20 protein-coding genes are annotated in these 20717 nt (G+C 68.5%); 16 read left to right on the top strand and 4 right to left on the bottom strand.

All coding sequences use genetic code 11. The features are described from left to right. The first annotated feature begins 40 nt into the window (after positions 1 to 40). From argB to JJB11_RS00600, 6 genes are all read left to right on the top strand, one after another. Positions 41 to 931: an acetylglutamate kinase gene (gene argB, locus JJB11_RS00625; RefSeq protein WP_201165972.1), complete on the top strand. Its 891-nt coding sequence runs from the start codon at positions 41 to 43 to the stop codon at positions 929 to 931. A 94-nt stretch (positions 932 to 1025) separates the two neighbouring features. Beyond that, positions 1026 to 1727 carry a response regulator transcription factor gene (locus JJB11_RS00620; protein ID WP_201165971.1) on the top strand — a complete coding sequence of 234 codons (702 nt, stop codon included), beginning with the start codon at positions 1026 to 1028 and terminating at the stop codon, positions 1725 to 1727. Positions 1728 to 1828: 101 nt separating this feature from the next. Continuing rightward, positions 1829 to 3163, top strand: a complete 1335-nt coding sequence (locus JJB11_RS00615; protein WP_201166969.1) for an ATP-binding protein — start codon at positions 1829 to 1831, stop codon at positions 3161 to 3163. Positions 3164 to 3261: 98 nt separating this feature from the next. Further along, on the top strand, positions 3262 to 3894 hold the full coding sequence (gene slmA, locus JJB11_RS00610) for a nucleoid occlusion factor SlmA (protein WP_201165970.1): 633 nt from the start codon (positions 3262 to 3264) through the stop codon (positions 3892 to 3894). Positions 3895 to 4031: 137 nt separating this feature from the next. Further along, positions 4032 to 4718 (top strand): ligase-associated DNA damage response endonuclease PdeM, encoded by a 687-nt coding sequence (gene pdeM / locus JJB11_RS00605; protein ID WP_201165969.1) that lies wholly within the window; start codon positions 4032 to 4034, stop codon positions 4716 to 4718. 111 nt (positions 4719 to 4829) lie between these two features. Beyond that, positions 4830 to 5189, top strand: a complete 360-nt coding sequence (locus JJB11_RS00600) for a hypothetical protein (protein ID WP_201165968.1) — start codon at positions 4830 to 4832, stop codon at positions 5187 to 5189. Positions 5190 to 5223: 34 nt separating this feature from the next. Here the strand turns inward: JJB11_RS00600 and JJB11_RS00595 are convergent, their stop codons facing one another. The 3 genes from JJB11_RS00595 to JJB11_RS00585 are packed head-to-tail and all read right to left on the bottom strand — an operon-like array spanning position 5224 to position 8557. Next, positions 5224 to 6282, bottom strand: coding sequence for a malate/lactate/ureidoglycolate dehydrogenase (locus tag JJB11_RS00595; protein WP_201165967.1), 1059 nt, complete (start codon positions 6280 to 6282; stop codon positions 5224 to 5226). A gap of 8 nt (positions 6283 to 6290) precedes the next feature. Continuing rightward, a complete protein-coding gene (locus tag JJB11_RS00590) occupies positions 6291 to 7817 on the bottom strand; it encodes a UxaA family hydrolase (RefSeq protein ID WP_201165966.1) in 1527 nt (508 codons plus the stop codon). A gap of 14 nt (positions 7818 to 7831) precedes the next feature. Next, positions 7832 to 8557, bottom strand: a complete 726-nt coding sequence (locus JJB11_RS00585) for a FadR/GntR family transcriptional regulator (RefSeq protein ID WP_201165965.1) — start codon at positions 8555 to 8557, stop codon at positions 7832 to 7834. 191 nt (positions 8558 to 8748) lie between these two features. On the opposite strand from JJB11_RS00585, the gene JJB11_RS00580 reads away from it, so the two are divergent. Genes JJB11_RS00580 through JJB11_RS00570 form a run of 3 tightly spaced genes read left to right on the top strand, consistent with a single transcriptional unit; the run spans position 8749 to position 11115 of the window. Next, positions 8749 to 9495: an SDR family oxidoreductase gene (locus JJB11_RS00580; RefSeq protein ID WP_201165964.1), complete on the top strand. Its 747-nt coding sequence runs from the start codon at positions 8749 to 8751 to the stop codon at positions 9493 to 9495. Continuing rightward, positions 9492 to 10238 (top strand): SDR family NAD(P)-dependent oxidoreductase, encoded by a 747-nt coding sequence (locus JJB11_RS00575; RefSeq protein ID WP_201165963.1) that lies wholly within the window; start codon positions 9492 to 9494, stop codon positions 10236 to 10238. Before JJB11_RS00580 ends, JJB11_RS00575 begins: the two co-directional genes overlap by 4 nt. Positions 10239 to 10263: 25 nt before the next feature. Further along, positions 10264 to 11115, top strand: a complete 852-nt coding sequence (locus JJB11_RS00570; RefSeq protein WP_201165962.1) for a fumarylacetoacetate hydrolase family protein — start codon at positions 10264 to 10266, stop codon at positions 11113 to 11115. A gap of 291 nt (positions 11116 to 11406) precedes the next feature. Here the strand turns inward: JJB11_RS00570 and JJB11_RS00565 are convergent, their stop codons facing one another. After that, positions 11407 to 12411, bottom strand: a complete 1005-nt coding sequence (locus JJB11_RS00565; RefSeq protein WP_201165961.1) for a class I SAM-dependent methyltransferase — start codon at positions 12409 to 12411, stop codon at positions 11407 to 11409. A gap of 235 nt (positions 12412 to 12646) precedes the next feature. On the opposite strand from JJB11_RS00565, the gene JJB11_RS00560 reads away from it, so the two are divergent. The 7 genes from JJB11_RS00560 (at position 12647) to JJB11_RS00530 (ending at position 20717) form a co-directional block, all read left to right on the top strand. Further along, positions 12647 to 13333: a TetR/AcrR family transcriptional regulator gene (locus JJB11_RS00560; RefSeq protein WP_201165960.1), complete on the top strand. Its 687-nt coding sequence runs from the start codon at positions 12647 to 12649 to the stop codon at positions 13331 to 13333. 4 nt (positions 13334 to 13337) lie between these two features. Continuing rightward, entirely contained in the window at positions 13338 to 15134 is a 1797-nt protein-coding gene (locus tag JJB11_RS00555) for an acyl-CoA dehydrogenase C-terminal domain-containing protein (protein WP_201165959.1), read from the top strand. Then, positions 15131 to 15556 (top strand): DUF2147 domain-containing protein, encoded by a 426-nt coding sequence (locus JJB11_RS00550; protein WP_201165958.1) that lies wholly within the window; start codon positions 15131 to 15133, stop codon positions 15554 to 15556. Before JJB11_RS00555 ends, JJB11_RS00550 begins: the two co-directional genes overlap by 4 nt. Positions 15557 to 15752: 196 nt before the next feature. After that, positions 15753 to 18152 carry a 3-hydroxyacyl-CoA dehydrogenase/enoyl-CoA hydratase family protein gene (locus JJB11_RS00545; protein WP_201166968.1) on the top strand — a complete coding sequence of 800 codons (2400 nt, stop codon included), beginning with the start codon at positions 15753 to 15755 and terminating at the stop codon, positions 18150 to 18152. 59 nt (positions 18153 to 18211) lie between these two features. Further along, positions 18212 to 18631, top strand: coding sequence for an endonuclease domain-containing protein (locus tag JJB11_RS00540; protein ID WP_201165957.1), 420 nt, complete (start codon positions 18212 to 18214; stop codon positions 18629 to 18631). After that, positions 18628 to 19836: an acetyl-CoA C-acyltransferase gene (locus JJB11_RS00535; RefSeq protein ID WP_201165956.1), complete on the top strand. Its 1209-nt coding sequence runs from the start codon at positions 18628 to 18630 to the stop codon at positions 19834 to 19836. The genes JJB11_RS00540 and JJB11_RS00535 overlap by 4 nt, the downstream gene beginning before the upstream one ends. Positions 19837 to 19910: 74 nt before the next feature. Next, positions 19911 to 20717, top strand: coding sequence for an acyl-CoA thioesterase (locus tag JJB11_RS00530; protein WP_201165955.1), 807 nt, complete (start codon positions 19911 to 19913; stop codon positions 20715 to 20717).

Raw genomic sequence — 20717 nt, 5'->3', positions numbered from 1 at the left:
CCCGCGCTTGCGGCAAAATCGGGCAAATCCCCTCCCGCCCATGACCCAAGTCCTTTCCATCGCCGCCCGCGACAAGGCCGAGATCCTGGCCCAGGCGCTGCCGTACATCCGCAAGTTCCATGGCAAGACCATGGTGATCAAGTACGGCGGCAACGCCATGACCGACCCGGAGCTGCAGGCCGACTTCGCGGAGGACGTCGTGCTGCTGAAGCTGGTGGGCATCAATCCCGTGGTGGTCCACGGTGGCGGCCCGCAGATCGAGCAGGCCCTCAACCGCCTGGGCAAGAAGGGCGAGTTCATCCAGGGCATGCGCGTCACCGACGCCGAGACAATGGAAGTCGTCGAATGGGTGCTGGCAGGCGAGGTGCAGCAGGACATCGTCGGCTTCATCCACAAGGCGGGCGGCCTGGCCGTGGGCCTCACCGGGCGCGACGGCGGCCTGATCCGCGCCAAGAAGCTGAAGATGCTCGACTCCAAGGACCCGACGAAGGAACACGACGTCGGGCAGGTGGGCGACATCGTGGAGATCTCGCCGGGCGTGGTGCGCGCGCTGCTGGAGGACAACTTCATTCCGGTGGTCAGCCCGATCGGCTTCGGCGACCAGAACGAGAGCTACAACATCAACGCCGACGTGGTGGCGAGCAAGCTGGCCGAGGTGTTGCAGGCCGAGAAGCTGGTGCTGCTGACGAACACGCCCGGCGTGCTGGACAAGTCGGGCAAGCTGCTGACGGATCTCACCGCCAGGCAGATCGATGCGCTGTTCGCCGACGGCACCATCTCCGGCGGCATGCTGCCGAAGATCAGCGGCGCGCTGGACGCCGCCCGCGCCGGCGTGAACGCGGTGCACATCATCGACGGGCGCGTGCCCCATGCCATGCTGCTGGAGATCCTCACGGACCAAGCCTACGGCACCATGATCCGCGCGAAATGACCCACCCCCGATGCGCCTGCGGCGCCTCCCCCTCGAGGGGGCGCCCCCAGCGGACCGGCAAAGCCGGTTCCGCGGCGGCACTGGAAGAAGCCCCATGCGGTTGCTGTTAGTCGAGGACGACGTGATGGTCGCCAGCGGCATCAAGCTGGGGCTCGCCAACGCCGGTTATGCGGTGGACTGGGTCGGCAGCGGCGAGCGCGCGGAGGAAGTGCTGCGCACCGAGGTGTTCGACGCGGCGATCATCGACATCGGGTTGCCGCACATGGACGGCCTGGAGCTCACGCGGCGCCTGCGCCGGCCCGAGATGGCGAGCCATCACACGCCCGTGCTGATCCTCACCGCGCGCGACGCGCTGCACGACCGCGTGCAGGGCCTCGACCTCGGTGCGGACGACTACATGATCAAGCCGTTCGAGCTGCCGGAGCTGCTCGCGCGCCTGCGCGCGCTCTTGCGCCGCTCGCAGGCGGCCACGTCCGCGGTGCTGAGCTTCGGGCCGATCGAGCTTGATACCGCGAACCGGCGCGCCAGCGCCCAGCGCAACGGGACGGCCGTGCCGCTGGAGCTGGGTCCGCGCGAGTGGACGGTCATGGAGTACCTCCTGATCAACGCGCCCAAGCCGGCCAGCAAGGAGAAGCTGCTGCAGGCCCTCACCGGCTGGGACAAGGAGATCACTCCCAACGCGGTCGAGGTCTACATCTCGCGCCTGCGCGGCAAGCTCGAACCGTACGGGGTGGCGCTGCGCTCGATCCGCGGCTTCGGTTACCGGCTCGAGCTGCGCCCGGCCGACGGCGAGTGAGGTTGTTCGCTTCGTCCTTCCTGCCCGACGCCCCGGCGTCGCGCTCGCAGTTGCGCGAGGTGCGGGGCGTCACCTCCGGGCTGCGCCGCCGCCTGCTGGTGATGCTGATCGCGCCCCTGGTCGTGCTGGCCATGGCCAATGCATGGCTGGAGTACCGCTCGGCCGACAACGTCGCGATGCACCAGGACGAGCGCCTGCTCTCGCTGATTCCGCTGGTGGCGGACTCGGTGATCGGCCAGTCGGGCGATCGTCCCCTGCTGCTGCTCGCGCCGCCGTTCGAGGAGTTCCTCAAGGACCGGCCGGGTGCGGCGGCCTTCGCCATCCTCGATCCGGACGGCAAGGTGTTGCACGGGGACGAGTGGCTCGCCGGCCTGCCGCCGACGGACCGCGCGCCCGAGGTGCACAGCGAGGAGCACGATGGCGCGAGCTGGCGCATCGTGCGCCAGCGCGAGCCCACCGTGCTCGGCGAAGTGGTGATCGTCATCGCCGACAGCTCGGACCCGCGCCAGCAGTGGGCCCGCTCCATCCTGCTGCGCGTGCTGCTGCCGAACTTCGTGCTGATCGCGGCCGCCGCCTTCGCGGTACGCTGGGCGGTGCAGCAGGCCTTGCGGCCGCTGCTGTCGCTGAAGGAAGCGGTCGAACGCCGCTCGCCACGCGACCTGAGCGCGATCGACGAAGCCGCGTCGCCCGAGGAAGTGCGGCCGCTGGTGGATTCGCTCAACCGCCTGTTCGGCCTGGTGAATGCGCAGGCGGAAAGCCAGCGCCGCTTCGTGGCGGACGCCGCCCACCAGCTGCGCACGCCCATCGCGGGGCTGCAGGCCCAGGTCGAGGCCTGGGCGCAGGCCGCGACCACGGCGGCGAAGGCGCAGACCCTGGCGCTGCCCACGGAGCAGGTGTTCAAGCTGCGCAGCGCGACCCGCCGCACCTCGCAACTCGCCAACCAGCTGCTGGCGCTCTCGCGTGCCGACGCGCGTGGCATGCAAGCGCAACCGGAGCAGCGCGTGGACCTCAAGGCCTTGTGCGAAGGCGCGCTGGAGGCGCACCTCGACGCGGCCACGGCGCGCGGTATCGACCTGGGACTGGACGCGGACCCGGTGCACGTGATGGGACACGAGTGGCTGCTGCGCGAGCTGCTGTCCAATCTCGTGGACAACGCGGTGAAGTACACGCACGAAGGCGGCTGCGTCACCATCCGGTGCGGCCGTCGCGGCAGCCAGCCCTTCCTCGAGGTGGAGGACGACGGGCCCGGTGTCCCGCCCCACGAGATGCCGCGCATCCTGGAGCGCTTCTACCGCGTGCAGGGCACGCAGGGCGAGGGCAACGGGCTGGGCCTGGCTATCGCGGAGGAGATCGCGCGGGTCCACCGCACCCACCTCCAACTGCAGCCCGGGACCGCCGGTCGTGGCTTGAAAGTCACACTTCCGTTGCCGGGGTGAGCACCTGCTCGCGCAGCAATGCCGCGGCCGGGTCGCGGCAGGAGGCGCCCACGGTCGCGTATGCGAGAATGATTTGGAACCGCTGACCTAGGCATTCCATGTCCCACGCCGAGCTCGACTCTCCCGAACCGACCCCCGGTGGCGACGCGCCGGCCGTGGTGCGCAAGCGCCCGAAACCGGGCGAGCGGCGGGTGCAGATCCTCGAGGCGCTGGCCACGATGCTGGAGCAGCCCGGGGCCGAGCGCATCACCACGGCGGCCCTGGCGGCCAAGCTGGACGTGAGCGAGGCGGCGCTGTACCGGCACTTCGCCAGCAAGGCGCAGATGTTCGAGGGCCTGATCGAATTCATCGAGCAGACCGTGTTCACGCTGATCAACCAGATCACCGAGCGCGAGCCCGCGGGAGCGGCGCAGGCGGGACGGATCGTGACCATGCTGATCCAGTTCGCCGAGAAGAACCCCGGCATGACCCGCGTGATGGTGGGCGACGCGCTGGTGTTCGAGAACGAGCGGCTGCAGCAGCGCATGAACCAGTTCTTCGACAAGGTGGAGTCGTCGCTGAAGCAGAGCCTGCGCATCACCTCCGACGCCGCCGCGCCGACCGTGGACGCGCAGGTGCGCGCCTCGGTGCTGACGGCCTTCATGGTGGGCCGGCTGCAGCGCTTCGCCCGCTCGGGGTTCAAGCGCGCGCCGTCGGAGCACCTGGAGCAGGCGCTGCAGCGCATGCTGTAATTCGCCCTGCGCCAACTGCGCATCGCTGGGGTTCACTTCGTTCACCACCAGCCTACGATCCGCTTGCGGGCCTCACGTAGGCTGGCGGTGAGCCGCAGGCGAACCCCAGCTTTCGCCATCGCACTTCCATTCGATCGATGTTGAGAATCCGCCTCGCCGGCCAGGATGCGCTGCTGCATCCGAGCGGCACCCTTTTCCTTTCCGCCGAGCAAACGCTGCTGGTGGCCGATGCGCACTTCGGCAAGGCCGTGAGCTTCCGCAAGCTGGGCGTGCCGGTGCCCAGCGGCACCACTGCCGGCACCCTCGAGCGGCTCGACGCGGCCCTGGCGGACACGGGCGCGCAGCGCGTGGTCTTCCTCGGCGACTTCCTGCATTCGTGGCGATCGCATGCGGCCGGCACCTTGCGCGTGCTGCACGAATGGCGCGAAGCGCATCCGGCGCTGGAGCTCACGCTGGTGCGCGGCAACCACGACGACCGCGCGGGCGACCCGCCGGCGACTCTTCGCTTCACCGTCGTCGACGAGCCGCTGCGCCTGGGCCCGTTCGCGCTGTGCCACCACCCGCGCCCGGTGGCGGATGCGTACGTGCTCGCCGGGCACTGGCATCCGTGCATCAGCATCACGGGCCGCGCGTTCGAGCGCCTGCGCCTGCCGTGCTTCTGGCTGGGCGACGACAGCGGGCAACTGCCGCAGCAGGCGGTGGGCATCCTGCCGGCCTTCGGCAGCTTCACGGGCATGCACCGCATCGAGCCGCGCGCGGGGGACCGGATTTTCCCGGTCGCGGGGGACGCCGTGCGCGCCTTGCCGCCGCTGCCTGTGCCTTGAGGGCTGCGTCGGTCCGCCGCTGACAGCTTTCGTCGATGCGGACCGGCGCTGCTGCGCGTGGAGGGGCCGTGGAATAGCACCACAGCATCCCCTGAAGCACAGGAGCACCGAATGAAGAAGATCGCCATTGCCGCCGCGGCCCTGCTGGCCGCTTCCGCTTTCGCCCAGGCGCCCACCCCCGCCACCGTCAGCACCGGGACCGGCGCCACCGTGAACTCGAGCTCCGGCGTCCCGGTGACGCCCGGCGCGCCTTCCGCCACCGTGACCGTGACTCCTTCGACTGCGGTCGCGGTGCCGAGCGCGCACCTGCTGCCCGGCGGCGCGATGGTCCAGAGGAGTTCCACGACCGTCCTGGGCGGCCCCGCCGGTGATGCCAGCGGCACCAAGACCGAGGTCAACACCTACTGGGTGAACGTGCCGCCGAACGCGCAGAACCGCTACGACTTCCAGAGCTGGCAGTCGCTGAAGTAACGGGCGCCAAGCGCGCCCGTTGCCACTAGGCGCGTCAGGCGATGCGCGCGCCGACCTTGCCTGCGGCGGCGACGATCTCGCCCCAGGTCTGGTCATCGACCGCGAAGCCGTGCGCCTCGCGCTCGCGCCGCGCCCGCCGTTCGGGTTCGCCGGCGAGCAGCACGCCGTCGCCGCCGGGCGCGGGCGGGCTTTGCTTGAGCCAGTCGACGAAGGCCAGCGCCTCGCCCTCGAAGCTCGCCTGCGTGCCGAGCTTGCGCGGGTCGACCACGATCGTGAACATCCCGTTGATGACGGCGCGCTGGTTGTCCGCGGGCCGATGCCAGGTGCCGCTGCCGGTGAGTGCGCCGCCCAGCAGCTCGCACGCTACCGCCATGCCGTAGCCCTTGTGTTCGCCGAAGGCGAGCAGGGCGCCGAACATGCCGCCTGGTTGCGGCACGACCACCACGCCGGGATTCGTCGTCGGGCGGCCCTGCTCGTCGATCAGGTACCCCGGTTCGACCTGCCGGCCTTCGTTGTGCGCCACGCGCATCTTGCCTTGCGCCACGCGGCTGGTCGCGAAGTCCAGCACGAAGGGCTCGCGCCCCGCCAGCGGGATGCCCACCGTGAACGGGTTGGTGCCGTAGCGGCCGTCGCCGCCGCCGAAGGGCGCGACCACCGGCCGAGACTGCACGTTGACGAAGTGGATGGACACGAGGCCGCGCGCCACCGCCATCTCGGCGAAGTGGCCGATGCGGCCCAGGTGGTGCGCGTGCGCCAGCGCCATCACGCAACTGCCGGTCTCCTGCGCGCGCTGGATCGCCAGCGTCATCGCCTGCTCGCCCACCACCTGCCCGTAGCCGCGCTGGCCGTCCAGCGCCAGCAGGCTGCCGCCGTCGAACTGCACCTTCACGCTCGCATTGGGCTTGAGTCCGCCTTCGAGCACCGCGTCCACGTAGCGCGGCACCATGCCTACGCCGTGCGAGTCGTGCCCGCTCAGGTTGGCCAGCACCAGGTTGTCGGCGACGGTCTTCGCCTCCTGCGCACTGCTGCCGGCCGCCTGGATGATCGCGGCGATGGTGGCGCGCAGCGGCGCCGCCTGGAATGTCCTGCTCATGATGCTCCTTACATGACCGCGCCGACTTGCCACGGCACGAATTCGTTCTGGCCGTAGCCATGTTGTTCGCTCTTGCTGCGCTCGCCCGAGGCGGTGGCCAGCACGAGCCGGAAGATGCGCTCGCCCATTTCCGCGACCGAGCTCGTGCCGTCGATGATCTCGCCGCAGTTGATGTCCATGTCCTCTTCCTGGCGCTGCCACAGCGTGGAGTTGGTGGCCAGCTTGAGGGAAGGCGACGGCGCGCAGCCGTAGGCCGAGCCGCGTCCGGTCGTGAAGCAGATCATGTTGGCGCCGCCGGCCACCTGGCCCGTGGCGCTGACCGGATCGTACCCGGGCGTGTCCATGTAGACGAAGCCGTGCGCCGTCACCGGCTCCGCGTATTCGTACACCGCCTGCAGGTTGCTGGTGCCGCCCTTGGCGACGGCGCCCAGCGACTTCTCCAGGATGGTCGTGAGGCCGCCGGCCTTGTTCCCCGGCGAGGGGTTGTTGTTCATCTCGCCTTCGTTCACCTTGGTGTAGTGCTCCCACCAATGGATGCGTTCGATGAGTTTCTCGCCGACCTCGCGCCGCACGGCGCGCCGCGTGAGCAGGTGCTCGGCGCCGTAGATCTCGGGGGTCTCGGACAGGATGGCGGTGCCGCCGTGCGCGACCAGCAGGTCCACTGCCGCGCCCAGCGCCGGATTGGCGCTGATGCCCGAATAGCCGTCGGAGCCGCCGCACTGCAGGCCGATGGTGATGTGCGAGGCGCTGCAAGGCTCGCGCTTCACGCGGTTGGCGCGCGGCAGCATGTCCTTCACCAGCCCGATGCCCTTCTCCACGGTGCGCCGCGTGCCGCCGGTGTCCTGGATGTTGAACACCTGCAGCGTCTCGCCTTGGCGCAGGCTGCTGTGCGCGAGCCACGCATTGATCTGGTTCGCCTCGCAGCCCAGTCCCACCACGATGACGGCGGCGAAGTTCGCATGCGTCGCATAGCCCGCGAGCGTGCGTTCCAGGATGTGCATGCCCAGGCCTTCGGTGTCCATGCCGCAGCCGGTGCCGTGCGTGAGCGCGACCACGCCGTCGACGTTCGGGTAGGCCGCCAGGGCCTGGGGGTTGGTCTGGCGCGAGAAGTGGTCCGCGATCGCGCGCGCGGCCGTCGCCGAGCAGTTCACGCTGGACAGGATGCCGATGTAGTTGCGCGTCGCGACGCGGCCGTCGGGGCGCTTGATGCCCAGGAACGTGGCCTCGCGCCGGGCCGGCTCCGGCTTCACGTCGGCGCCGAAGGCGTAGTCGCGCGCGAAGTCGCCGCCGTCGGGTCCCACGTCGAGGTTGTGCGTGTGCACGTGCTCGCCGGCGGCGATGGGGCGGCTGGCGAAGCCGATGATCTGGTTGTAGCGCCGCACCGGCTGGCCGGCGGCGATGTCGTGCACCGCCAGCTTGTGGCCGGGCGGGACGAGCCCGCGCACGGTGACGTTCTCGACGCTGGTTCCGCCCAGCAATTGCGTGCGGGCGATGAGGACGTCGTCGTTCGGATGGAGGCGGATGAAAGGGGTCATGCGGGGTTCCAGGTTCAGGCCGGGCGCGTGCGCCGCCAGCTCGCGCTGTACCGGCCCGTGGCTTTCTTCAGGTGTTGCTGCATCGCCGTGCGCGCGGCGTCGGGGTCGCGCACGCGGATCGCCGCGAGGACGGCGGCGTGCTCGGCGAGCGCGGTCCGCCAGGAGGCCGGTGTTTCGAAGTGGTCGCCGAGCCGCTCGAACAGCGGCCCATGGCGTGTGCTCCAGTACTTGCGCACCGTATCGCACAGCACCTCGTTGCCGCAGGCGTCGGCGATCGCCGCGTGGAAGGTCTCGTCGCTCTCCGAGGGCGCGATGCCGGCGGCCACGTCTTCGTGCATGCGCTCCAGCGCGGCGGCGATGGCGCCTACCTGCGGCTTGCGCGCGTTGCGCGCCGCCAGCGCCGCCACTTCGGCTTCGACCAGTTCACGGGCGCGCATCACTTCCAGCGGGCCCCAGTCGTTGCCGTCGTTCGCATGCGCTGCCGGCAGGCGCTGCGACTGCCGCTGCTGCGCCGGCAGCACGTAGATGCCCGAGCCGGTGCGCACCTCCACCCAGCCTTCGACTTCGAGGGCGATCAGCGCCTCGCGCACCGAGGGGCGGCTCACGCCCAGCTCGCGCGCCAGGTCCCGCTCCGCCGGCAGCCGGGTGCCGACCGCGAACTCGCCGGCCGAGATCAGGCCGCGCAACTGCTCGGCGATCTGGCGATAGAGGCGGCTGGATCCTACGGTCTGCAGGGGCATGGGGCGGGGCTAGGGGCTAGGGGCTAGGGGCTAGGGGCTAGGGGCTAGGGGCTAGGGGCTAGGGGCTAGGGGTCGGACCGGATTGGCCAAGTGGTCAGGCCAATTATGATGCGGCGGACGCAGCTGGCTTGCATCCGGTTGTTCCCCTAGTCCCTAGCCCCTAAGCTCTAGCCCCTACGAAGGAGCACGAAGTGCGACTGAAGAACAAGACCGCCCTGGTCACCGCCGCCGGCCAGGGCATCGGCCGCGCGAGTGCGCTGGCCCTGGCCGCCGATGGCGCGCAGGTGTGGGCCACCGACGTGAACCCGCGCCTGCTGGAGAGCTACGAAGGCGTGGCCAACGTGCGCTGCGTGCAGCTCGACGTGCTGGACAAGCAGGCGATCGCGCGCGTCATCGGCGAGATGCCCGCCATCGACATCCTGTTCAATTGCGCGGGCTTCGTGCACAGTGGCACGGCCCTGCAGGCCACTGATGAAGAGTGGAACTTCGCGCTCAACCTCAACGTGCGCGCGCAGTTCTGGGCGATCCAGGCGGCGCTGCCGCGCATGCTGCAGAACCAGGGCGGGCAGGGCGCCGGCAGCATCATCAACATGGCCAGCGTGTGCAGCAGCATCAAGGGCCTGCCCAATCGCTTCATCTACGGCACGACCAAGGCCGCGGTGATCGGGCTGACCAAGAGCGTCGCCGCCGACTACGTCGCGCACGGCATCCGCTGCAACGCGATCTGTCCCGGCACCGTGGACACGCCCTCGCTGCAGGACCGCATCAACGCCAACCCGGATCCGGACGCGGCGCGCCAGGCGTTCGTCGCGCGCCAGCCCATGGGCCGCCTCGCCACGGCGCAGGAGATCGCGCCGCTGGTGGTCTACCTCGCCAGCGAGGAGTCGCGCTTCGTGACCGGACAGGCTTATGCGGTGGATGGAGGGATCACGATATGAACCAGCTGGACTTCCAGGGCCGCCACGCCATCGTCACCGGCGGTGCGACGGGGCTGGGCTTCGCCATCGCGCAACGGCTCGTCGCTTCCGGCGGCAGCGTGGCGGTGTGGGACCGCGACCTGGCCGCGGGCCGCACCGCCGCCGAACGGCTCGGTGCAGGCTGCAGCTTCGTGCAGGTGGACGTCACCGACGAGACCTCGGTGCGCGATGCCTTGCAATCCACGGTGCGGCGCAGCCAGCGCGTGGATGCGCTCGTGAACAGCGCGGGCATCACCGGCCCGAACACGAAGCTGTGGGAGTACCCGGTCGATGCCTGGCGCCAGGTGATCGAGGTGAATCTCACGGGCCTGTTCCTCTGCTGCCGCGAGGTGGTGCCCGTGATGCGGCAGGCCGGCTACGGCCGCATCGTCAACATCGCGTCGGTGGCCGGCAAGGACGGCAACCCCAATGCGAGCGCGTACAGTGCGAGCAAGGCCGCCGTCATCGCGCTGACCAAGTCGCTGGGCAAGGAGCTCGCCGACACCGAGGTGCGCGTGAACTGCGTGACTCCGGCGGCCGTGAAGACGGCGATCTTCGACCAGATGACCGAGGCGCACATCCAGTTCATGCTCTCCAAGATCCCCATGGGCCGCTTCGGCACGCCCGAGGAAATCGCGGCTCTGGTCGGCTGGCTCTGCACCGAGGACTGCTCCTTCTCCACCGGCGCGGTGTTCGACCTCTCCGGTGGCCGCTCGACTTACTAGATCCCCCAACAACGAGGAAAGAAGAATGAAACTGGTTCGCTATGGCAACCCCGGCAAGGAAAAACCGGGCCTGATCGACGCTGACGGCAAGCTGCGCGACCTGAGCAGCGTGGTGCCCGACATCGGCCCGGCCCAGCTCGGCTCGGTGGGCCTCGCGCGCATCCGCAAGGCGAACGTCGCCAAGCTGCCGCTGGTGCGCGGCAACCCGCGCTTCGGCTGCCCGATCGCGCACGTGCCCAAGTTCATCGCCATCGGCCTGAACTATTCGGACCACGCTGCCGAATCGAACATGCCCATCCCGAAGGAGCCGATCGTCTTCATGAAGGCGACCAGCTGCATCCAGGGCGCGAACGATCCGGTGATGCTGCCGCGCGGCTCCGTCAAGACCGACTGGGAAGTGGAGCTGGGCATCGTCATCGGCACCACCGCCCGCTATGTGCCGACCACCAAGGCGCTCGCGCACGTGGCCGGGTACACCGTGGTGAACGACGTGAGCGAGCGCGAGTTCCAGCTGGAGCGCGGCTCGCAATGGGACAAGGGCAAGGGCTGCGACACCTTCGGCCCGATCGGCCCGTGGCTCGTGACCGCCGACGAAGTCCCGAACGTGCAGCGCCTGGGCATGTGGCTGGACGTCAACGGCGAGCGCATGCAGACCGGTAACACGAAGACGATGATCTTCAACTGCGCCAAGCTCGTGAGCTACTGCAGCCACTTCATGACGCTGGAGCCCGGCGACGTGATCACCACCGGCACGCCGCCCGGCGTGGGCCTGGGAATGAAGCCGCCGAAGTTCCTGAAGAAGGGCGACGTCATGACGCTGGGCATCGACGGCCTGGGCGAGCAGCGCCAGCTGATCGTGCCGTACAAGGCGTCCTGAGCCGCGCAGGTTTGCCCGCCGGGGTATCGGCCGCCCGGACGCGCGCCGGCGGCGCGAGTCAGGCGTACAGCCGCGCCCCGGCCTGCCGCACCGCGCGCGCCGCCGCATCGCCCAGCGAGCGCGTGACCGTCGTCCTGCGCGTGCGCCGCTGTCATCCCGGCCAGGTGGTCGAGCACGAAGGGCACGCGACACTCCTGCTGCCATCCCGCGAGCGGCGGGAGCACCGCGGGCGCCACGTACCACTGCACGTGCCAGCCGCGGCCGCGCAAGCGTGCTGCGCCGGATGCGGCTTCAGGCAGCGACGCGGAAGTAGAACGAGCTGGGCTCGTGCTCGGGTGTCAAGTAGGGGCACACCCGGCTCATCTCTTCGTAGTGGTTGTGCGTCAGGTAATTGAGTGCGGCGACGACCTGGTAGCGCGTCGTGTTTGTCAGCAGCGCCTCGAGCAGGTACTGCTCGTTCCAGAACCTCACGTGCTGCGCGAGCCAGTACGGCAGGTAATCCCTGGGGGTGAAGATGTCGTGGATGTGGACGTACACGCCGGGTTGGAGCAGCGGCAGGATCTCCAGGTACTCGGTCACCACGTCGCCCTGGGGCCGGATCACGTGGGACGAGTCGATGAACAGGAGATCTCCGGCGTTCAGTTCGGAAGCCCAGTCGATGCCGCAGTCCTCCACGCGCTTGCGCACGACCTTTACGCCCTCCAGCTGCTCCAGCCAGGGCTGCTCGTAAGGCTCGATGCAGATGTGTTGAGCAGCCTGCCCGGTTTCGGCCTGGTTCTTCTGCAGCGCGAGGCGGGCCAGCTTCGTGGAGTTGCCGCTCCCCACTTCCACCACCTTCGCCGGCTTCACCTGCCGCAGGAACTGGTACAGGAAATCGGCGTCGCCCGAAGGAAAGGTGTCGTTCACGATGCAGAACGAAGCGACGCCGTCGCCGGGTTCCTGCAGGCGCAGTGCCCGCAGTTCGTCGGCGCAGCGAAGCTGCTGCAGGAAGGCGAGCTGGCCGGGCACGTTCAGGTCCAGCCCCGGCAGGCGGCGACCCTCCTGCGACGGCGCAGCCAGCTGCCGATGGTCGAACAGCGGCTCGTAGTAGTGATTGCGGATCGGGAACACGCCGATGTCTCTCAGGCGTGTGGTGGTCCGGGGCAGGTCGCCGGCACCCAGGCGCCGATAGGCCAGCAGCAGGTACGCCGCGGGAATGATGGAATACGAGAACAGCCAGTCGATCACTCCGCGGTTCCGCGCAAACGTGGACTGGAACCACCGGTGGTTGACGATGGATCTGAGCGCCGCTCTCATGCCTCTTCCCCCGGTTGGCCTGTCCAGACGCTACGCCCCGGCCGGTTGCGATGTGTATGGACATGTATCCGATGCGACGATCTGCTGCGCGGCCTCGCAGGTACGCGGCGCCCTGGAGAAGACACCGGGGAAAGCATTCGGCCGGCCTGGATTGCCTGCAGTCGCCGCCTGCCTTCCGCATCCGACCGGATTTCGGGCAAAATAGCACGATCGTTCGTTTTTCAATTCCCAAGCCATGTCCGTCACCGACCTGCCCGTGAAGCCCGCCCGTGCGGGCAAGGCCTTGCAGAAGGGCCAGCAGACCAAGGCGGCCATCGTCGACGCCGCGCTGGGCCTCGCCACCCAGATCGGGCTCGAAGGCCTGTCCATCGGCGCCCTCGCGGAAGTTACGCAGATGTCGAAGTCGGGCGTCTTCGCCCACTTCGGCTCGCGCGAGGAGATGCAGATCTCGGTGGTGCGCGAGTACCACCAGCGCTTCGAGCAGGAGGTGTTCTATCCCTCGCTGGGCGAGCCGCGCGGCCTGCCGCGCCTGCGCGCGATGTTCGCGCACTGGATGCAGCGCACATCGGTGGAGATCGACTCCGGCTGCATCTACATCAGCGGCGCCGTGGAATTCGACGACCGTCCCGGGCCCGTGCGCGACGCGCTCGCTTCGTCCGTGCAGACCTGGCACGACGCGATGAAGCGCGCGATTGCCATGGCCAAGGAGGAAGGGCACCTCGATGCCGCCACCGACGAAGAGCAGATGCTCTTCGAGATCCACGGCCTCATCCTCGCGCTGCACTACGAGGCGCGCTTCCTGAAGAACCCCGGCTCCATCGCCCGTGCCAATGCGGGCTTCGAGCACATCCTGCAGCATTACGGCGCTGCCACCACCACCAAGACCAGGCCTGCCCGCGCGGCGAAGAGTTCCAAGGAGTAATCCCATGCCCCAGTACACCCCGCCCCTGCGCGACATGCAGTTCGTGATCCACGAGCTGTTCCGCGTCACCGAGCAGCTGAAGGACATCCCGAAACATGCGGAGGTCGATGCCGACACGATCAACGCCGTGCTGGAAGAGGGCGGCAAGTTCGCCTCGGAAGTGGTGTTCCCGCTGAATCGTACCGGTGACGAGCAGGGCTGCACCTTGAACAAGGAGACCCACGAGGTCACCACGCCGGCCGGTTTCAAGGAAGCGTATGCGAAGTACGTGGAAGGCGGCTGGCCCGCGCTCTCCTGCGACCCCGAGTACGGCGGCCAGGGCCTGCCCTTCGTGCTGAACCAGTGCTTCTACGAAATGCTCAACAGCGCCAACCAGGCGTGGACGATGTATCCCGGCCTGTCGCACGGCGCGTATGAGGCGCTGCACGCGCACGGCACGCCCGAACAGAAGAAGCTGTTCCTGCCCAAACTGGTGTCGGGCGTATGGACCGGCACCATGTGCCTGACCGAGCCGCATTGCGGCACCGACCTGGGCCTGCTGCGCACCAAGGCCGAACCGCAGGCCGACGGCACCTACAGGATCACCGGCAACAAGATCTTCATCTCCGCCGGCGAGCACGACATGGCGGAGAACATCATCCACCTGGTGCTCGCGCGCCTGCCGGACGCACCGCAGGGCAGCAAGGGCATCTCGCTGTTCCTCGTCCCGAAATACAAGGTGAAGCCGGACGGCTCGCTGGGCGAGCGCAACGGCATCTACTGCGGCGGCCTGGAGCACAAGATGGGCATCCATGGCAATGCGACGGCGCAGCTGGTGCTGGATGGCGCCGTCGGCACGCTCGTGGGCGAGCCGAACAAGGGCCTGCCCGCGATGTTCGTGATGATGAATGCGGCGCGCCTGGGCGTGGGCAACCAGTCGCTTGGCCTCACCGAAGTGGCGTACCAGAACGCGCTGGCCTACGCGAAGGAGCGCCTGCAGATGCGCGCGCTCTCGGGGCCGAAGGCCAAGGACAAGCCGGCCGATCCTATCATCGTGCACCCGGACGTGCGCAAGATGCTGCTGACCGCCAAGGCGTATGCGGAAGGCGGGCGCGCGGTGGCCATCTACTGCACCATGCTGCTCGACAAGGAGCTGTACCACCCCGACGAGAAGGTGCGCAAGGACAGCGAAGAGATCGTCGCGCTGCTCACGCCCATCGTGAAGGCCTTCCTCACCGACAACGGGCACATCGCCACCAATGCCTGCATGCAGGTCTTCGGCGGGCATGGCTACATCCAGGAGTGGGGGATGGAGCAGTTCGTGCGCGACAACCGGATCAACATGATCTACGAAGGCACGAACACCGTGCAGTCGCTGGACCTGCTGGGCCGCAAGGTGCTGGGCAACAACGGCGCCACGCTGAAGAAGTTCGGCAAGCTGGTCGCGCAACTGGTGGAAGAAGAAGGCGTGAACGAGAAGATGGCGGAGTTCATCAACCCGGTCGCCTACCTCGGTGACCAGCTCACGAAGTTCACCACCGAGATCGGTTTCAAGGCCTTCCAGAACCCGGACGAAGTGGGCGGCGCGGCGGTGGACTACCTGCGCGTGCTGGGCCACCTCGTGTTCGGCTACTTCTGGGCGCGCATGGCGCAGGTCGCGCTGCAGCAGATCGAGGCCGGCAACACCGACCCGTTCTACCAGGCCAAGCTGCAAACGGCTCGCTTCTACTTCGCGCGCCTGTTCCCCGAGACCGCCACGCTGATGCGCACCGCGCGCTCGGGCGTCGGCGTGCTGCTCGACACCGACGCGGCCTTGGCATGAAACGCATCCTCGCTTTCGCGCTGTCGATGGCGGCCTGCGCCGCCTTCGCGCAGATGACACCCCTGGGCCTGTGGCGCAACGTCGACGACAAGACCGGCGAGGCCAAGGCCGAGATCCGCATCGTCGACCAGGGCGGCAAGCTGTCCGGCCGGATCGAGAAGACGCTCACGAAGAACGGCAAGCCGACTTGCGAGGAATGCAAGGACGAGCGCAAGGACCAGCCGATCGTGGGCCTCGAGATCATCCGCAACGCGCAGAAGTCCGAGGGCCAGGCCGTGTGGGAGCACGGCAAGATCCTCGACCCAGAGAACGGCAAGGAATACACGCTGCGCCTCGCGCCCATCGACGGCGGCCAGAAGCTGCAGGTGCGGGGCTACATCGGCCCGTTCTTCCGCACGCAGACCTGGGTGCGCGTTCAATGATGTGATTTTCCCTCCCCCTCTGGGGGAGGGCAGGGTGGGTGCAAGTTCGGCCACCAGGCGTCTCAGGTGCCCGGAGTGCCCCCACCCCAACCCTCCCCCCAGAGGGGGAGGGCGACAAAGAACAGGAGAGTCCATGTACAAGGATCAGGCCGATCGCGCGGGTGCAACGCCGGCGGCGGGTGAAGGGAAGGCAGCGATGAACCGCTTCCTCGTGAAGAAGGTGGCCGTGCTCGGCGCGGGCGTGATGGGCGCGCAGATCGCCGCGCACCTCGTGAACGTGAAGGTACCGGTGGTGCTGTTCGACTTGCCCGCCAGGGAAGGTCCGAAGAACGGCATCGTCAGCAAGGCGGTCGAGAACCTGAAGAAGCTCAAGCCGTCTCCGCTGGGCGTGCCCGAGGACGCCGCGCTGATCCAGCAGGCGAACTACGAGGAGCACCTGGGCCTGCTCGGCGAATGCGACCTGGTGATCGAGGCGATCGCCGAGCGCATGGACTGGAAGCGGGAGCTGTACCAGAAGATCGCGCCGCACATCGCGCCGCATGCGATCGTGGCGTCCAACACCTCAGGGCTGTCGATCACGAAGCTGTCGGAGGCGCTGCCCGAGCAGCTCAAGCCTCGCTTCTGCGGCATCCACTTCTTCAATCCGCCGCGGTACATGTACCTGGTGGAGCTGATCGCGACGCCGACCACCAGCCCCGAGATCCTCGACCAGCTGGAGACCTTCGTCACCAGCGGCCTGGGCAAGGGCGTGGTGCGCGCGAAGGACACGCCCAACTTCATCGCCAACCGCGTCGGCATCGCCGGCATGCTCGCGACGATGCGCGAGGTGGAGAAGTTCGGACTGAGCGTCGACGTCGTCGACGACCTCACCGGCAAGAAGATGGGCCGGGCGTCGAGCGGCACCTTCCGCACGGCCGACGTCGTCGGCCTCGACACGATGGCGCACGTGATCAAGACGCTGCAGGACACGCTCAGTGCCGAAACCGACCCCTTCTACGCGAGCTTCGGCACGCCGGAGGTGCTCAAGAAGCTGCTGGAACTCGGCAACCTCGGGCAGAAGACCCAGGCCGGCTTCTACAAGAAGGCCGGGCGCGACATCCTGCGCTTCGACCTGAAGAGCGGGGACTACGTGCCGGGCGGCCAGAAGTCCGACGAGGTCTATGCGCGCATGCTGAAGAAGCCCGCCGCCGAGCGCCTGAAGCTGCTGCGCAACGCGACGGGACCGCAAGGCCAGTTCCTCTGGTCCATCCTGCGCAACGGCTTCCATTACGCGGCCGTGCATCTCGCGGAGATCGCCGAGACCGCGCGTGACGTGGACCAGGCGATGCGCTGGGGCTTCGGCATGAAGCAGGGCCCGTTCGAGCTGTGGCAGGAAGCGGGCTGGTCGCAGGTCGCCCAGTGGGTGCAGGAAGACATCACTGCGGGCGAGGCGCTGTCGAAGGCGCCGTTGCCCAGGTGGGTGTTCGAAGGCCCGGTCGCCGAAGCCGGTGGCGTGCACACGGAGCAGGGCTCGTTCAACCCGACGACGGGCCAGTTCCAGCCGCGCCGCGAGCTGCCGGTGTACGAGCGCCAGCTGTTCCCCGAACTGCTGCTGGGTGAAGCCGGTCCGCGCTTCGAGACCGCGGGCACCACCTTGCATGAGGACAGGAACATCCGCCTGTGGACGCTCGATGGCGAGGTCCTCATCGCGAGCCTCAAGACCAAGATGCACACCATCAGCCCCGAGGTGTGCGAGGGACTGCAGCAGGCGATCGAGCTCGCGGAAAAGGAGTACCAGGGCCTGGTGGTCTGGTCGGGCGACGAGCCCTTCAGCGCCGGCGCGGACCTCGAGTCCACGCTGCCGGCGTTCATCGCCGTCGGCGTCGCGGCGATCGAGGACGCGGAAGGCTTCATGCAGCAGACCATGCTGCGCCTGCGCTACGCGAGCGTTCCGGTCGTGTCGGCGATCCGCGGGCTGGCCCTGGGCGGCGGTTGCGAGCTGGCGCTGTATTCGACGAAGCGCGTTGCCGCGATGGAAAGCTACCTCGGCCTGGTCGAAGTCGGCGTGGGCCTGGTGCCGGGCGCGGGCGGGCTGACGTACATCGCGCGACGCGCCGCGGAGAATTCCGCCGCGAGCACCGACAAGGACCTGCTCAAGTTCGTGGCCGAGGGCTTCACGGCCGCGGCGATGGCGAAAGTGGGCACGAGCGCCATCGAATCGCGCAAGCTCGGATACCTGCTGGAGAGCGACGTCATCGTCCCGAACAAGGATGAACTGCTGTACGTCGCGCTCCAGCAGGCGAAGGTGCTGATGGATGCAGGGTACCGCGCGCCGCACAAGCGCCTGTTCCCGGTCGCGGGCCGCAGCGCCAAGGCGACCATCATGGGCCAGCTGGTCAACCTGCGCGACGGCGGCTTCGCGAGCCAGCACGACTTCCGCATCGCCAGCATGATCGCGAACGTGGTCACGGGCGGCGACGTGGACGCCAACACGCTGGTGAGCGAGGAGTACCTGATGACGCTGGAACGCCAGGCCTTCTGCGCGCTCGTGCAGCACCCGAAGACGCAGGAGCGGATATTGGGGATGCTGAGCACGGGGAAGCCGGTGAGGAATTGATGTTCTCCCCTCTCCCTCCCCCTCTGGGGGAGGGTGGGGGTGGGGGCAGCACGCCGCACATGCAAAACCAGTCCACGCCCATCGCACAACGCAACGCACGCGCGCTGCGCAGCACGATGACGGATTCCGAACGGAAGTTGTGGCCGGGATTGCGTGCAGAGCGGCTGGGTGTGAAGTTCCGGCGCCAGCATCCCTTCGGCAACTACATCGCGGATTTCGCGTGCCTGGACCCGAAGCTGATCGTGGAGCTGGATGGGTCGCAACATGCGACGGATGCCACCTACGACGAGCGCCGCGACCGCTATTTTCGCGAGCATGGATATGCAGTACTGAGATTCCCCAGCAACGCACCGCTGACCAACTTGGACGGTGTGTGTACAGCGATCCGGGAACAGATCAAGGTGTTGGCGGGCGCTGCCCCCACCCCAGCCCTCCCCCAGAGGGGGAGGGAGCAAGAGAGAAGGAACGAACGCTCATGACCCGACAACTCCACGACGCCTACATCGTCGCCGCCACCCGAACGCCCATCGGCCGTTCCCACCGCGGCTTCTTCCGCAACACCCGCCCCGACGACCTGCTCGCCACGGTGCTGAAGTCGGCGCTGGCGCAAGCCCCCGGCCTCGATCCGCATGCCATCGAGGACATCGTCTGTGGTTGCGCGATTCCCGAAGGGCCGCAGGGGCTCAACGTGGCGCGCATCGGCGCCGTGCTTGCCGGCCTGCCCAAGAGCGTGGGCGGCATCACGGTCAACCGCTTCTGCGCCTCCGGCTTGGCGGCCGTGCAGATGGCCGCCGACCGCATCCGCGTCGGCGAGGCCGACGTGATGATCGCCGCGGGCACCGAGAGCATGAGCATGGTGCCGATGATGGGCAACACGCCTTCGCTGTCGCCCTCCATCTTCTCCAACCCGGACGACATCGAGAGCTACGGCATCGCGTACGGCATGGGCCTGACGGCCGAGAAAGTGGCGCGCCAGTGGAAGGTCAGCCGCGAGGCGCAGGACGAGTTCGCGTACCGCTCGCACATGAAGGCGATCGCCGCGATGCAGGCCGGCGAGTTCGCGAGCGAAATGACGGAAGTCGAGGTTGCCGAGCGCTCGGTCGACCTGGAGTCCGCCGAAGTGGCTATCTCCACGCGCAAGGTCAAGCTCGACGAAGGCGCGCGCCCCGACACCACCGTGCAGTCGCTGGCCAAGCTCAAGCCGGTGTTCGCAGCGCGCGGCAGCGTGACGGCCGGCAACAGCTCGCAGACCTCGGACGGCGCCGGCGCGCTGATCCTTGCCAGCGAGGCCGCCATCCAGCGCTTCGGCCTGCAACCGCTCGCCCGCTTCGTGAGCTACGCGAGCCGCGGCGTGCCGCCGCACATCATGGGTATCGGCCCGATCGAGGCGATCCCGGCCGCGCTGAAGGCCGCGGGCCTGCAGCAGGACGCGATCGACTGGATCGAGTTGAACGAGGCCTTCGCCGCGCAGTCGCTGGCCGTCATCGACACGCTGCACCTGGATGCCAGCAAGGTGAACCCCATGGGCGGCGCCATCGCGCTGGGCCATCCCCTGGGCGCGACCGGGGCTATCCGCTCGGCGACAGTGGTGCATGCGCTGCGTCGCAAGAATCTGAAGTACGGCATGGTCACGATGTGCGTGGGCATGGGCCAGGGCGCGGCGGGGATCTTCGAGCGCGTGTGACCCTCTTTTCCCTCGCCCAGACGCGAGGGAGACAGACAGCAAACGGAGGAACGAGTGACCGTGAGGTTTCCTGCATGAGCGCCCATCCTTTCGACGCCGCCATCGCGTTGCAGTCACGCGAGGACGGCCTCTTCCTCGGCCGCACCAGCCCGCCCTACGCCAACTTCATCGGCCCCTACGGCGGCATCACCGCTGCGCAGTGCCTCAACGCGGTGCTGCAGCACCCGCAGCGGCTCGGCGACCCCGTCGCCTTCACGATCAACTTCGCGGCAGCGGTCGCCGACGGCGAATTCCTCGTGCGCGCGCGCCCCGCCCGCACGAACCGCTCCACCCAGCACTGGATCGTCGAGATGCTGCAAGGCGACGAGGTGGTTGCGACGGCGACTGCCCTGACCGCCGTGCGCCGTCCCACCTGGGGCGGCCACGAAGCGCACCTGCCCGAGGTGCCGCGACCCGCGGAAATCCAGCGCACCCTGCGCCGCGGTGTGGCGTGGATGGAGCGCTACGAGATGCGCTTCGTGCTGGGCATGCTCCCGCGTGACTGGGACGGCAGCGGCGGCCCCGAGAGCCTGTCGCGCCTGTGGGTGCGCGACGACCCGCCGCGCCCGCTGGATTTCCCCTCGCTGGCGGCGCTGTGCGACGTGTTCTTCCCGCGCATCTGGCTGCGCCGCGCGCGCCAGACGCCGCTGGGCACGGTCTCGATGACGGTCTACTTCCACGCCGACGCGGAAGAGCTGGCGCGCGCCGGCACCGGCTACCTGCTCGCGCAGGCGCGCGGACAGGGCTTCGGCGGCGGATACTTCGACCACGCCGCCCAGGTGTGGCACGAAGGCGGCTCGCTGCTGGCGACCACCCACCAGGTCATGTACTACAAGGAGTGA

The organism is Ramlibacter ginsenosidimutans (assembly GCF_016654015.1).
GTDB lineage: Bacteria > Pseudomonadota > Gammaproteobacteria > Burkholderiales > Burkholderiaceae_C > Ramlibacter > Ramlibacter ginsenosidimutans.
The sequence above is the reverse complement of the archived record's forward strand: the minus strand, read 5'-3'. Positions and strand labels throughout refer to the sequence as shown.